The organism is Sporolactobacillus sp. CQH2019 (assembly GCF_028765345.1).
Taxonomy (GTDB): domain Bacteria; phylum Bacillota; class Bacilli; order Bacillales; family Sporolactobacillaceae; genus Sporolactobacillus.
Genome location: NZ_JARAJZ010000008.1, coordinates 186,273 through 199,855 on the forward strand (window position 1 = coordinate 186,273; position 13,583 = coordinate 199,855).

At 51.5% G+C, this 13,583-nt stretch carries 14 protein-coding genes; 9 read left to right on the forward strand and 5 right to left on the reverse strand.

The genetic code is table 11. From position 1 onward, the window contains the following. The first annotated feature begins 260 nt into the window (after positions 1-260). Positions 261-1,877: a putative polysaccharide biosynthesis protein gene (locus OYT88_RS13090; protein WP_274400617.1), complete on the forward strand. Its 1,617-nt coding sequence runs from the start codon at positions 261-263 to the stop codon at positions 1,875-1,877. A gap of 63 nt (positions 1,878-1,940) precedes the next feature. Here OYT88_RS13090 and OYT88_RS13095 read toward each other — a convergent pair whose 3' ends face one another. The 4 genes from OYT88_RS13095 to cysK form a co-directional block, all read right to left on the reverse strand. Next, positions 1,941-2,363 (reverse strand): hypothetical protein, encoded by a 423-nt coding sequence (locus tag OYT88_RS13095; protein ID WP_274400619.1) that lies wholly within the window; start codon positions 2,361-2,363, stop codon positions 1,941-1,943. Positions 2,364-2,628: 265 nt separating this feature from the next. Next, positions 2,629-3,066: a DUF6884 domain-containing protein gene (locus OYT88_RS13100; protein WP_274400621.1), complete on the reverse strand. Its 438-nt coding sequence runs from the start codon at positions 3,064-3,066 to the stop codon at positions 2,629-2,631. Between the two features lie 235 nt (positions 3,067-3,301). Next, a complete protein-coding gene (locus OYT88_RS13105) occupies positions 3,302-3,520 on the reverse strand; it encodes a DeoR family transcriptional regulator (protein ID WP_274400623.1) in 219 nt (72 codons plus the stop codon). A 328-nt stretch (positions 3,521-3,848) separates the two neighbouring features. Further along, positions 3,849-4,781: a cysteine synthase A gene (gene cysK, locus OYT88_RS13110; RefSeq protein WP_274400624.1), complete on the reverse strand. Its 933-nt coding sequence runs from the start codon at positions 4,779-4,781 to the stop codon at positions 3,849-3,851. 332 nt (positions 4,782-5,113) lie between these two features. Between cysK and thpR the strand changes: the two genes are divergently transcribed. The 4 genes from thpR to trmB all read left to right on the forward strand — a co-directional run bounded on the left by thpR (position 5,114) and on the right by trmB (position 8,217). Beyond that, positions 5,114-5,671 (forward strand): RNA 2',3'-cyclic phosphodiesterase, encoded by a 558-nt coding sequence (thpR, locus tag OYT88_RS13115; RefSeq protein ID WP_274400625.1) that lies wholly within the window; start codon positions 5,114-5,116, stop codon positions 5,669-5,671. Between the two features lie 52 nt (positions 5,672-5,723). Further along, positions 5,724-6,536: a hypothetical protein gene (locus OYT88_RS13120; RefSeq protein ID WP_274400627.1), complete on the forward strand. Its 813-nt coding sequence runs from the start codon at positions 5,724-5,726 to the stop codon at positions 6,534-6,536. 136 nt (positions 6,537-6,672) lie between these two features. Continuing rightward, entirely contained in the window at positions 6,673-7,470 is a 798-nt protein-coding gene (locus OYT88_RS13125; RefSeq protein ID WP_274400628.1) for a phosphotransferase family protein, read from the forward strand. Positions 7,471-7,575: 105 nt separating this feature from the next. Further along, positions 7,576-8,217 (forward strand): tRNA (guanosine(46)-N7)-methyltransferase TrmB, encoded by a 642-nt coding sequence (trmB, locus tag OYT88_RS13130; RefSeq protein WP_274400630.1) that lies wholly within the window; start codon positions 7,576-7,578, stop codon positions 8,215-8,217. Between the two features lie 41 nt (positions 8,218-8,258). On the opposite strand, the gene OYT88_RS13135 is transcribed toward trmB, so the two are convergent. Continuing rightward, on the reverse strand, positions 8,259-8,585 hold the full coding sequence (locus tag OYT88_RS13135; protein ID WP_274400632.1) for a hypothetical protein: 327 nt from the start codon (positions 8,583-8,585) through the stop codon (positions 8,259-8,261). Positions 8,586-8,805: 220 nt separating this feature from the next. Here OYT88_RS13135 and OYT88_RS13140 point away from each other — a divergent pair, with 220 nt between their 5' ends. The 4 genes from OYT88_RS13140 (at position 8,806) to OYT88_RS13155 (ending at position 13,544) form a co-directional block, all read left to right on the forward strand. Beyond that, positions 8,806-9,330: a DUF84 family protein gene (locus tag OYT88_RS13140; protein WP_274400634.1), complete on the forward strand. Its 525-nt coding sequence runs from the start codon at positions 8,806-8,808 to the stop codon at positions 9,328-9,330. A gap of 311 nt (positions 9,331-9,641) precedes the next feature. Then, entirely contained in the window at positions 9,642-10,457 is an 816-nt protein-coding gene (locus tag OYT88_RS13145) for a DUF1444 family protein (RefSeq protein WP_274400635.1), read from the forward strand. Between the two features lie 22 nt (positions 10,458-10,479). Next, the gene (gene ytpR, locus OYT88_RS13150; RefSeq protein WP_274400636.1) at positions 10,480-11,094 is read left to right on the forward strand and encodes a YtpR family tRNA-binding protein; all 615 of its coding nucleotides are present in this window, start codon (positions 10,480-10,482) and stop codon (positions 11,092-11,094) included. Positions 11,095-11,144: 50 nt separating this feature from the next. Beyond that, the gene (locus OYT88_RS13155) at positions 11,145-13,544 is read left to right on the forward strand and encodes a DNA translocase FtsK (RefSeq protein ID WP_274400638.1); all 2,400 of its coding nucleotides are present in this window, start codon (positions 11,145-11,147) and stop codon (positions 13,542-13,544) included. The last annotated feature ends 39 nt before the right edge of the window (positions 13,545-13,583 follow it).

Below are 13,583 nucleotides of genomic sequence, written 5' to 3' on the forward strand. Positions count from 1 at the left end.
CAAAGGTGACAATCCGTTTGTTCGCTGCGTCATCAGTGGCGCGGTGTTTTTTTTTGGCTGCAGTTCGGGCGGCGGAAGAAAACAATCCGCGGTAAAGCCCGGCTTCCTTTATCTGTCTTTGTCTTTTAAGAATAGCCGCATAGCGGTAAAATCTTTTAAAAAATGACTTATCTTTTTTATCGAAAAGAAAATTAATGTGGTAAAATACAAAAGGACCGCGGGCGGACAGGCCCGAGTATACGGCTCCGGGAGCGAATGTAATGGCCACTTCAAAAATAATCAGGGGGACGATGATTCTTGCCGTCGCCGCCTTCATTTCTAAATTTCTGGGTATTCTCTTCTTTATTCCCTACCAGGCAATGACCGGTTACGAAGGTACTTTTCTTTATCAGTTTGCTTACACGCCTTACGCAATTATTTTGAGCATCTCGACGATGGGACTGCCGCTTGCCGTGGCGAAATTTGTCTCGAAATACAATGCGCTCGGCGATTATGAGACAGGAAGGCGCCTGTTCAGATCCGGCATTTTGCTGATGTCGGTGACAGGCATTCTCGGATTCCTTTTTCTCTTTCTCGGCTCTCCGTGGATCGCCGATTTGTACGGCGTCGGCAAAGCGGATGTCAGCAATGTCGTGCTGGTTATGCGTGTCGTCAGTATCGCAATTATTATCGTTCCGGTGATGAGCCTGCTGCGCGGCTATTTTCAGGGTTTTGAATCCATGGGGCCGACGGCGGCCTCACAGGTTGCCGAGCAAATTGTCCGGGTAGCGTTTATACTGATCAGCGCATTCATTGTGATGGATGTCCTGCACGGCTCGGCCGTGACGGCCGCCGCCCTGGCCACTTTTGCCGCGTTCGTCGGCGCTGTTGCCGGCCTTTATGTTGTGATGCGTTATTGGGTCGTCAGGCGGCCTGATGCACAGAAAAATGGTGTGATCAGAAAGCGGAGAACCCGTGTCTCTCTCCTGTCGATGTATAAAGAACTGACAGCCTATGCTGTTCCTTTCGTTGCCGTCGGCATTGCCCTGCAGCTTTATCAGGCGATTGATCAGGCAATGGTCTTTCATTATCTCCGCTACAGCGCAAGTATGCTGAAAATCATCGTTCCTGATCTGACGATGAATGATCAAAAGTTCGTGATGATTCCGGACACGCTGGCGACGTCGCTGGCGGCCAGCGTCGTCCCGGCCATGATCGTTTCCTATGCCCGGCACGATCTGGAAGATGTCAATCAGAAAATTACACAGGCGCTGCAGCTTGTTTTGTTTCTGACGGTTCCCGCCGTTGCCGGCCTTTCGATTCTCGGCTACACCGTTCACGGATTGCTGATTGATATCACGTCCCCCGGCCTGGAGATCGGCGGCCGCATCCTGCGCTGGTATGCGCCGAGCGCGCTGTTTTTTTCTCTTTTCGAAGTCACAGCCTCCATCCTTCAGGGAATCAATCATCAGCGTACGACGCTGATCAGCCTCGTCGCCGGCGTTATTGTAAAGCTGCTTCTTAATCCGGTTTGTATGCTGCTGTTCGGCATGATCGGTCCGATCATTGCCACCGATATCGGTTATACTTTGTCGATTGCCATCAACATCGTTTCGATCAGACGGGCAACCGGCTACCGTTTTTCGATGATTGCCCGGCAGCTGGCGCATATCATGGCCTACACCGTCATCATGCTGCTGAGTATTTCTCTGATTTTCAAGCTTTTTGGCGGAGGGTCACCGGCGAGCAGGGGCTCTGCGGCATTTGTGCTGTTTGTAAGCATTGTTGTCGGCTCTCTCATCTATCTTGCACTGGCAAAATGGACGGGACTGCTGAGAAAAGTCATAGGCAAATCCCGCCCGATCCTGCCTCTAAATAAAACAAAGAGGATCCGGTAGGCCGTGCTTCCCGGATCCTCTTTGCATTGAATCGGCAATTTCTTTCGGGCACCGGAACGTATTTTATCTGGGTATTCCGCCGGGCGGAATCGGAAGCCCGATCCTTCTTTCCAGCAGGCGCACTCGTCTGTCCATCCGCTCGAGCTCGCGTTCAAGCCGATCCTGCCTTCTCTCGAGAGAAATCAGCCTGCGCTCAAGCCGGCTGCCTCCGCCTGTCTGAACCGGCTGGTCGGGCATTCTGCTTCCTCCGCTTGTCATCGGATCGTACCACTCAAAGCTGTTTTCCGTAAAAGATGCGGCCGTTTCACTTGTGTAAGGGTAAGGAAAAGGAGTTTCCGCGGGGCCGCCGGCCTGCTGTTCGGCAGACAGCGGCCGGGACGGGAAATAAAACCTGTCGTGCGGCTTCGGAACGTCTCCGGACGAAGCAGAATCATAGAAAAAAGGAGCGCCTGCGGACAGGGATCCGTTGCCATCGTTGTAAGTCATGAGTGAAAGCCTCCCTGGTCATTGGTTTTTTGCCTGACTTAATAAACAGTCTATGACACAGAAAGCCGATAAGGGGCTGTCCGCGGAAAAATAAATCGGGGCATGTTTCCTTTATATTATTATAGATAGGAGGAAGAAAAATTTTTGAGAAGGATGGGCAGCCGAACAGAAGCACCGTGTCGCGCGGCTTGTCCGGCATGAGGCCGTTCCGGTCCCCGCAACGGTACCTTCGTCTGCGTCGGAGATTTGAATAAAGCCGGGTTTTCTAATCTTCCGGCAGAAGCGTGTGTTCATCGTACCAGCGAAGCTGTTTTCCGATGCTCATCCCCTCAAGAGGGACGATAAAATCAATGCCGAGCCGGTTGAGCTCCGGTTCAAGGTAATTGCGGTAAATCCTGCCCCCATGCAGGTAAAGAGAGACCGATTTCAGATTTTCAAGATCGTTCAGCATGGCGATGACCCGTTTGCCCCAGGCGACTTTCTGGTATTGGGGGAAGGTCCGGATCGAGATATCGTAAGGTTCCATGATTTTATCGGGGAGCAGCAGGCCGTCCCTGGCATTGTAAAAGTAAAAACGATCGTAAGTCTGCCTCGCGTAACGAAGTGATTTAATGAATAGCGGACTTTTATAGAAATCGGTGACCGGGGCGGGGCCGTGTGCTTTCTTTCTTGCTGTTGCCAAAAGGCCGATCTTTTTTTTCATCAACTCTACTCTCCCTTGACAGCGCGCTGCAATTTGTTTCTGAAATTATTATACATGAATGAGCGCTGCCCGTCTTTTGTAAGCCGTTCGTGAATCCGGGGACAAGGCGGAAGAATTTTTGCTGAAAAAGAAACGGAGAGAGGTGATTCCCGATAACGGTGCGGAAAGGGGAAGCGGGGGAAAAGTGCCTATCGCGGCCGTGCGCGCCAACAAAAAAAGAACCGCCGGAAGCAGTTCAGGAAACTCTTACTTTTTTATTTGTCACTGTCCAGTGGCCTCTTCTCGGACTCCTGACCAAATTATTATAGGTTAAAATATTCAAGTCTCTCTGCATAGTTCTCTGTGTCATGTCAAATTCTTCAACCAGCTCTTTCGTCGTGACGGTTCCCTGCTTGCGAATAAATAAATAAACAGACCTAACGCGATTTAGCATTCGATCAGTTGAAGGACTCAAGAAACCACTCCCTATTTTTTTATCAATAAAAAGATACGTCTCTTACTGACAGGAAATACTCAACCTTCTGAAAATACGGAAGAGTTTTCCGGATAGGTGCAAAACAGTTCTGAGTGAAGGAAAACACTTTTCAAAGGGTCCCCTCTTGACATTTTTAATATAACTCTTTTTTAATAAATGTCAAATGCTTTATTAGACTTTTTCGTGAATTAGATTTAATTTTTGAGAGCTGTTCAGACAGCGTTTTCAGAAAAAAGCAGCAGTTCCCGATGGCTTTCATCGGAAACTGCTGCTGATCAGCCTTGTCCCTTATTCAGTATTCAGCTATTCAACGGGAAAAGATATCCCCCGAAAGGTAGCGTTCACCCGTGTCATTGATCATACAGACGACGAGATCACTCGGTTTGAACCGTTTGGCGACCTGAAGAGCGACATAGACGGAGGCGCCGGACGACGGTCCGCAGAGAATGCCTTCCTCCCGTGCCAGCCGGCGGGTGATTTCATAAGCATCCTCATCCGTTACCTGGATAATTTCATCGATCAGAGAGAGATCGAGAGTTTTCGGAATAAAGCCCGGGCTGGTCCCGACGATTTTATGACGGCCGGGTTTGCCTCCGGAATAGACAGGCGATCCGGCCGGTTCGCAGATATGGACCGTTACGTCCGGAAATTTCTCTTTTAATGTTCTGCCTGTCCCCGTAACGGTTCCGCCCGTTCCGGCTGTTCCCACGAATGCTTTCAGCGGCATTCCGAGTGCTTCAACGTCGCGGATAATTTCAGGGGCGGTTGTCTTGCTGTGAGCTTCCGGATTGGCCGGATTATCGAACTGCATCGGCATAAAGCTGTTCGGTACGGTTTGAGCAAGTTCTTCGGCTTTTTTGATCGCACCGGGCATTTTGTCTTTGCCGGGAGTCAGGACAATCTGGGCTCCGAATGCTTTCAGCAGGTTGATCCGCTCCGGCGTCATGGTATCCGGCATGACGATGACGGCCTTATAACCGCGGGCCACCGCGTTCATCGCTAGTCCGATTCCCATATTGCCCGATGTCGGTTCGATAATGGTGGCTCCCTTTTTTAATTTTCCTTCCCGCTCGGCGCTCAGAATCATATTCAGGGCGGCTCGGTCTTTTACACTCTTGGTCGGGTTGAAGTATTCCAGTTTGGCGTAGATTGACGCGCCGTTGGGGTCGGGCAGCCTGTTGAGCCGGACCATCGGCGTATTTCCGACAAGATCGCTTACTAAATTCACAATTTTCATCATAATATGCATCTCTCTTTCACAATTCCTTCTTTAAAGAGATGTTCGAAGGAAGAGCAGAATTTTCGCGAAGAAGAAAACCTTTCGTCTCCCCCTGCCTTCCTGCCTTCCCGCTTCGAACAGGTCCTTGTAACACTGTCGCCGTTTCCGTTGCGGCGTATTCACAGTATTCACCTCATTTTCCTTCCTCATTATACAGGATGCGGCGAACGAAGGTCGACCTGTTTTTTTATATTTCCGAGTAAAAAGATTTAATTTACGTAAAAAAAGTTTGGCAGCTGTAAAAAGTTGCAGAAGGGCACTGCCAGGCGATATGATCAGAAGAGAAGGGATGGATGACAATGCCTGAACACTATTTTCTTGCCATACCCGTCCCTGACACGATCGGCCGGCTGCTGGCAGCAGATGCGGATCGGCTGCGCCGGACATGTACGTATCGTTATTGGACGGATTCCCGCGACTGCCATATTACTCTGTTTTTCTTTGGCGCTCTCGCTTCAGAAAAACTGGGACCGATCAGTCATTCGATGGAGCTGCTTGCGCGGGAGACGGCCCCGTTGTGCCTGACGCTTTCCGACATGACCGGATTCGGGGATCAACGGCACCCGCGTGTGATCTATGCGGATCTGGAACCGTCTGCAGAGCTTTTCCGGCTCAGAGCGCGTGCGGCGGACAGGCTGTCCCGCCAGGGCCTGTCTCTGGAGCGCCGGCCGTTTAAGCCTCATATTACCGTGGCTAAAAAGTGGTCGTCCGGAACGGCTGCCGCTATAACGGCCGGAGATTCGCCGTGGCGCGGCTTGTCATGGAAGGCGGACGGCATGATCCTGTACACGGTTCGGCCGGGCAGGCTTCCCCGCTATCTTCCGCTCAAACATTTTCTTTTCGGAGGGTGATAACGGGACCCTCCGCCGCCTGTTTTGTACTACAATAAGAGGGGAAGAAGGGGTGGATGAGAGGAGTATGGCTCAGCTGATAAAAATCAGGCAGTGCGTTTCACGCTATCAGATCGATCTGCCCGGATATGCCGGCCGCTTTGTCTGGCTTAAAAGCAGGAGACTTGCCGAATGGAAGGAGGAAAGAGGACTTCAGGACACGGATCGGAGCCTCTCAGGTGCAAAAGATACGACGCTTCCTGCGGATCCGGAGAGGCTATTTTATGAATGGCTGTTTGAAGAACAGCTGGACTGGGCAACGAGAACGGCGGACAAACATTCTCCGTGCCCGAATGAAGTGCACGGCCAGAACTGGCTGAAGAAAATTCTGCGGGCGGTTAACGATGTTTCATTCGTGCTGTATTGTCCGGTGCTGCTTTCAAAATCAGCGGCTGTCCAGCTTGATTCGCTGCTCATTACCAATGATACGATCTGGTGCATTAAACCCCTGATCGGGGAAGAAGGCAGCGTTTTCCAGGAGGTGTCGGCCCGTAAATGGCGGGAGATCCTGACAGGGTCGGTACGGGAACGGCTTAATCCGCTGATCTCTCTGGTCAGAACGGAAAGCGTCGTGTCCTCATTGATGAGCAATCTGGGGATCAAAATGAAGACAGCGGGAGCCGTCTTCGCTCCGGAAAGTTATATCGAATTTGTGCATAGAAAACCGGATATTCGTTGTATTGATCTGCGCAGCAAGAGAGATTGGTATGAAGAGCTTTCCGCGCATTCTCTGATGCTGAAAAAGGAACAGATCACAGCGGCCGAAACGCTGCTGGCTCACAGCGAGACGGATGCGGAAATGCGGTTTCAGGACGCCGGAATTTAGGCAGAGAATGCGGCGTGTGTGCTTTTTCGGAAAGGAAGCATCTGGAGATTGTTCAATCATAGAGAAAGTGGTATATTTTTATGCGATGGTCCATTTTTATTGATCGGATTTTGAAAGGCAAAGGTGACCTGTCTTGATGAGATTTTTTGACAGCGAGGAATGGGTTATTTCGTCTGCGGGTGGAATGACCGGGGAGGCTTATATGGCCGAGTCCGGGAACAATAAACTGTTTATCAAACGCAATTCGTCACCGTTCCTCGCCGTGCTTTCAGCCGAGGGAATCGTTCCGAAGCTTTTGTGGGCCCGGCGGATGGGCAACGGGGATGTGCTGACGGCCCAGCAGTGGATGAACGGCAGAGTGCTGAAGCCAGGAGAAATGTCATCAAAACGGGTGGCCGGGCTCTTAAAAAAAATACACACGTCCGATCCGCTTTTGTTTATGCTGAAAAGGCTGGGGAAAAAACCGGTTTCGACAGATCAGATGCTGAAGCAGCTTGTTGACCGGGCTGAGAAAGGCAGGCAGACGAAAGCGGTGCGTGAGGCCATCCTTTTTTTACAAAAGACGGCCGGACAGGCGGAGCATGCACAGAAAGCGGTCTGCCATTCCGATGTCAACCATAACAACTGGCTTCTGGATAACGACGGAAAGTCTCTTTACCTGGTCGACTGGGATCAGGCGGTTATTGCGGATCCGGCCGTGGACCTGTCGATGCTGCTTTACTGGTATGTCGAAGAAGACAAATGGGAAGACTGGCTGAATCTTTACGGCTGGGACCTGGATGACTCTCTCCATCTGCGGCTCGTATGGCACATGATTGCCACGACGCTTCGATTTATGTTCTGGCATCAGGAACATGCGGAGGTGAAGAAAATTATTCTTTTTGAAAAAGATTTGCTCTGGCTGAATGAGTATGCGGCGAATATAACCTGTTAGCCGGTTTCTTCAGCCTGTGTTTCTAAAGGAGCGGAGGCCGGCGCTTTTTCAGGAACGCCGGACCGGGTTATTTGACAAAATCGTTGAGTATAAGGAGAGCTTTACATGAGGGTACGTCATAAGCCATGGGCAAAGGGGAAACTGGACCGGCATTCGGATATTGTGATTCGTTCGCCGAAAGATTACAGCGGCGAGTGGTATGATATCTTCCGCCGCGAAGCGCCCCTTAACGTCGAAATCGGCACGGGCAAGGGCCAGTTTATCGTGGGCATGGCCCAGAAGTACCCGGACGAGAACTTTATCGGCATCGAGCTGCATGAGAGTATTATTGTGTCTGCTCTTCAGAAATGTCTGGATGCCGAAGTAGAAAATGTACGGTTGATCAATGCGGACGCGCGCAGACTGACGGAATTATTTGCGGAGGATGAAGTGGACTCTATTTATTTGAATTTTTGCGATCCGTGGCCGAAAAAACGGCATGAGAAGAGAAGGCTGACTTATCAGACTTTCCTGGCACAATATGAATATGTATTGAAAAATCAAGGAACGGTTTACTTTAAGACAGATAATCAGGGCTTTTTCGAATATTCGCTGGAGAGTTTTTCGAAATACGGTTTTACACTGCAGAATATAAGCCTCGATTTGCATCGATCGCAGTTTACCGATAATGTGACGACGGAATATGAGGATAAATTTTCTGCAAAAGGCCAACCCATTTATCGTTTTGAAGCCGTTTGCGACGATTGAAAAGCCCTGTGTTTTCCGGACACAGGGCTTTTGCTTCTCGATTAATTTTGCTTCTTGAGTTCAAGCAGGGTTCCTGTATGCGCGTCGGCAAGGAAGTCATAATGGCCGACCGTTTTCTCCTCCGCCACGGTCAGGCCGCCTCTGTAGACCCGACTGGTGAGCGCATCTCTTGTCAGTGTCTGGGGAGAAAGATAAATCCATGCTCCGTCAACCGAAAGGCTTTCCTTTGCCGCTTTTCTGACTAAATGAAGCACTTTTTCCGAGCTTAGTAAACGATGACCGCCGTTTTTAAACTTTTCAACCGCTACTCCTGCGCTGAAACCTGCAATTCCTGCGGTCAGGATGACGGCATAAAGACCGGATTTCATGATAATCCCTCCGATTTCTATTTCTTGGCTGAGGCACTTTTTCTCAAGCAATGGCTATCATTTACCATTATAGGCGGAATCATCCGATAAACCAAGAAAAGCTGAGGCAGTGGAAAAATCCGATCCTGATTATAAAAAGGCTTTGTCGCCCGGCAGTGCCTGCTCGGACGAATAGAGTTATTTATAAAAAAATAATGTATCAGAAAGAGGTAGCTTATCTATGGAAATTATTGGCGTCGGAACAAAAAACCCGGCAAAGATTGAGGCCGTTACCCGCCTGGTTTCGATTGAAGGGGCAGACGCCGAAATCAGAAGCTTTGAGGTGCCGTCGCGCGTTTCCGCGATGCCGATGTCCGATCTTGAAACGCGGCAGGGAGCCATGAACCGGGCCAGGGCGGTTCTCGAAAAAGACAGCGAAGTTTCTGTGGGAATCGGACTGGAGGGCGGGGTCAGCCTGCTGGACGGAGAAATGTTTCTTTGCAACTGGGGAGCTATGGCCGATCGCTCCGGCAGGATCATTACGGCGGGCGGCGCACGGATCAGGCTTCCGGAGATCCTTGCCGAAGGCGTCCGCCGGGGACGGGAGCTCGGGGATGTCGCCGATGAGTACGTCCATCAGAAGAACGTGAGAAAACACGGGGGAACGATCGGCATCCTGACAGAAAACCGGGTCACAAGGAGCGATATGTTTTTTCATATTTTAGAACTGCTTAAAGGGTTGAGCGAACACCGGAAAAAGAGGTAATGGCGCTTCTTCCGAACGTATTCGGCTGAAAAATAAAAATCCGTCCTTGCAGACCGGGCCGGCCGGCAGTCTTCAGGACGGATTTTTTAAATACTATAAGAAAATTTTTAAGGATGATAGGGATAAGATAAGCGGACGGACAGATGCGCCGCGTCCTGCGGCCTGTTCGGCATGAGGCTGTCCCGTCCCCGCGGCGAAGGGCTGAAGGCCCGGCTAAGCCAAGTTTTTCAATCATTTACTCTCCCCTGCACTTTGGGGGCCAGTCTATGATAAAATGATGTTATTCGGAGCGAAGGGAAGGCTGTTCGCCAATGAATCAGCAGGAATTAAAAAAGATCCTTACGGAAAAGCTGGCATCGGAAGGACGCCGGATCCGTTACGATCATAAATCGGGCAAAATCAGAGTCGTTAATACTGACAGCGGGAAGGGCGTTACCCTGTCTCTGGCGGATATTCTGGAACGCAGCTCGCGGGAAGGCGCCCGTGCCGTTGAGGAGAGCGTGTACTATGCGGACCGCGCTCTCCGCGATATGGGGCGTTCCCTGAGCCTCAAGGGAAAAGAAAAGCAGATCTTTCCGGTCATCCGTTCGGCTTCGTTTCCGCTGACGACATCCGACGGACGGAGTCTTGTTTTCCGGAAACATACTGCGGAGACGAGCATATTCTATGCGGTTGATCTGGGGAGTTCGTACCGATTGCTGGACCGCCGGCTGCTGCAGCAGGAAGGAATGGATGAGCAGCAGATCGTCGAGGCGGCGGATTTTAATCTAAGGTCGCTTCCGGCCAGACCCAAAAAAGATGTGGTCCGAAACAATGCTTTCTATTTTATTAATTACAATGACGGGTACGACGCAAGCAGGATATTGAACAGCCGCCTTTTGGAGCGTATGAAAACCAAGGCCCGCGGAGAGCTGACGGTTGCCGTTCCGCATCAGGACGTGCTTATTTTCGGAGACATTGTTAATCCCGAGGGATATGATATCCTTGCGCAAATGACAATGAAGTTTTTCGCATCGGGAAAAGTACCGATCACGATTCTTCCTTTTATTTACGACAAAGGAGAACTTGAACCGATTTTTATTCTTGCCGGCAAACGCCGCATAGACGGTCGAACGACCGATCGTTAATATTTACGAAAGGGAGAAGCACATGATTTTTTATTATAATCGGGAAGGCATCGGTGATATTCTGATTACCTATCTGAAAGAGGGCGGTCTGCGAAAGTTTGAGCGAAGAGGCGATGTATCGGAAATTTTTGAGGCCGAAACCGGAGAAGTTCTCGGCTACAATTTTTTCAATGCATCGACGTATCTTCCATTGGATCATAAAGAGGGGCTGATCAAAGCGAATCAAGATTTTATCAGCCGTCTGAATGAAAAACTTTTATCATATGGATTTTCGGAGCGGATCATAAATAATGATCGGCCGTTCATTGTAACCGGGTATGTGCTCAAGTCGGAAAAGCATCCGGACTCCGATCACATGCACGTCTGCAAGGTTGATGTCGGGCCGGAGCAGCTGCAGATCGTCTGCGGCGCCCCGAACATCGAAGAGGGTCAGAAGGTTGTCGTTGCGAAGGTCGGCGCGCTGATGCCGGACGGAATGGTGATCCGGCCTTCGGTTCTAAGAGGGATTGCCTCGGATGGGATGATCTGTTCGGCACGTGAGCTCGGGCTGCCGGGTGCGCCGCAGAAGCGGGGCATCCTGACCCTTGATCCGGCGACGGCGGTAGGACAGGATTTTTATCAACTGCTGCCTCGCTGACCGACATTCCGCGGCACTGAAGCCTGCAAGAGTAAAGAGGTGAATCTGAAATGGCAGAAAAATGGTGGCACCGTCTTTTTAGCCTGGATGACGGGGAAGAGGAGGACAGCGGCAACGGACATGACCGGGCGTATGCGGGGGATGGCCGGGAACCGCACTCTGTGGGACGGTTCGAAGACTCGCATCGTCATATTGAAGTCAAGATGGCTTCGCGCTATCCGGAAGGATATAAGAAAGCTCCGGCTGAAGACGGGCACGAGCCGCTGCGCCGTGATTCAGATGTTCCGGGAGTGCTGGATAAAAACCGGGCGGACAGATCCGTCTCTGCCGGAACAGCAAGACAGGAAAACGGGAATGCGAAAGAGAAGAAAGCCCCTTTCCGCCTGACCAAAGTCCCTTCTCCGGTATTCGGTTATAAAAAGCCGCCCGCAAGTTTTTATGGGAAAAAAGCGGATGAAGATTTCTATCTGGATACTTCGAAAGAAGAACAGGAAAAAAGACAGATTGCGGAAAAAAAGAAAAATGAGGCGATGCATCAGCGCATCCCGCTTCCTTCACTGAAGACTCCGCCTGTCATTGACAGGAAAGTCATTGAGGAGCCCGCGCTTCACCGCCGGGCGGATACATCCGCTGTGTCTGAAGACAGGAACGGAAAAAAGAGGGACGAACATCCGGACGAACCGTCCGATTATCTGTCCGCGCGCGCTCATACGGTTGCTCCGGGGAAACCCGGGGAGACGCTCCGGCCTGTTCCGGAAGCGGATGGGTCGGTTCCGCACGGCCTGCCGGCTGCCGCAGCGCCGGTCTCCGTAAGTTCGGGGCTGCCGGAAGCTGCGGCGGCGACCCGGGAGACGGCCGTACCGCCACGGACAATGCCGGTAAACAGCAGCCTGCCGAGATCGCCGCACCGTCCCCACCATCAGTCGAAAGTCCCCTTCAACGTACTGATGTTCCAATCCGATCATCATACTCATCGCAGGCCTGTGGAAAATGGAGAGAGACAAGGGAATCAAGCGGGCGAGTCCGGCCTGCAGCTCCCGCTCGATCTTCTCGATGATCCTCAGGAATCCGGAGAAGAGAGTGAGGAATGGATTGCCGGAAAAGAAAGAATATTGGCTGAGACGCTGTCGAATTTTCGGGTTGAGGCGGATATACTGGGCCATGTCCGCGGACCGAGCGTGACGCGGGTCGATATCCATCTGCATCCGGGCGTAAAGATAAACAAGGTGCTCGGCCTGGCGGAAGACATCAAACTGAGCCTTGCCGTTAAGCAGATCAGAATTGCTCCGGTGCCGGGGCGCAGCGCGGTGGGTATTGAAATTCCGAATGACCGGCGCAAGCCGGTGCTGTTAAAACAGATTATGAACTCGGATGCTTTTCTGAAAAGCAAAGCCCCGCTTACAGCAGCGCTCGGGCAGGACGTCTCGGGAAACTGCATCGTGACGGATCTTTCAAAAATGCCCCATGGACTGATTGCCGGCGCAACCGGTTCCGGAAAGAGCGTCTGCATTCATTCTTTAATATTAAGCCTGATTTATAAAACGTCTCCGGATGCCCTGCGTTTTCTTCTGATCGATCCGAAGGTGGTTGAGCTGGCTCCTTATCAGAAAATTCCTCATCTGGCTGCTCCGGTTATTACCGAGCCGAAGGAAGCAGCGCTTGCGCTGAAGTGGGCCGTTGAAGAAATGGAAAAAAGGTACAGGCTGTTCGCAAAAACCGGAGTCAGGGATATTGCCGGCTATAACGGCAGCCGGCCGGCCGGCGAGGATCAAAGCGGAAAGCTTCCTTATATCGTGATCGTGATCGACGAACTGGCGGATCTGATGATGGCCTCGCCGCAGGATGTAGAGGAATCCGTCTGCCGAATTGCCCAGAAGGCGCGGGCGGCGGGCATTCATCTCCTGCTCGCGACGCAGCGTCCTTCGGTGGACGTGATTACGGGTTTAATCAAATCAAATATTCCGACCCGAATCGCGTTCAGTGTTGCTTCCCAGGCCGACTCGCGGACAATTCTGGATTGCGGGGGCGCGGAACGGCTGCTCGGAAGAGGAGATATGCTTTTTGCCGAGAACGGTGCCCGGACGATCCGGCGGCTGCAGGGATGTTTCGTTTCCGACGAGGAAATCAGGCGTGTCACGGATGCCTTTGGACATCGGCCGGCAGCGGAATACTTGTTTGATGCGGAGTCTTTTGCCGATGCGGATTCCGAAGCGGACGGCCGGGAAGACGATCTTTTTAATAATGCGGCCGCATTTGTCGTCGAGCAGGGACAGGCATCCGTCTCAAGCATCCAGCGCCACTTCCGTATCGGCTATAACCGCGCCGCACGCCTTGTCGATCAGCTTGAAAGCCGCAATGTCGTTTCAGGTGCGAACGGGAGCAAGCCGCGTCAGGTGCTGATATCCAAAAAAAAATTTGAGGAGCAAATTTCGGGCGATAAATCGTATTAGTAAAATTTGCTTTTACAACCTCGTCGATAAAGGTTAAAA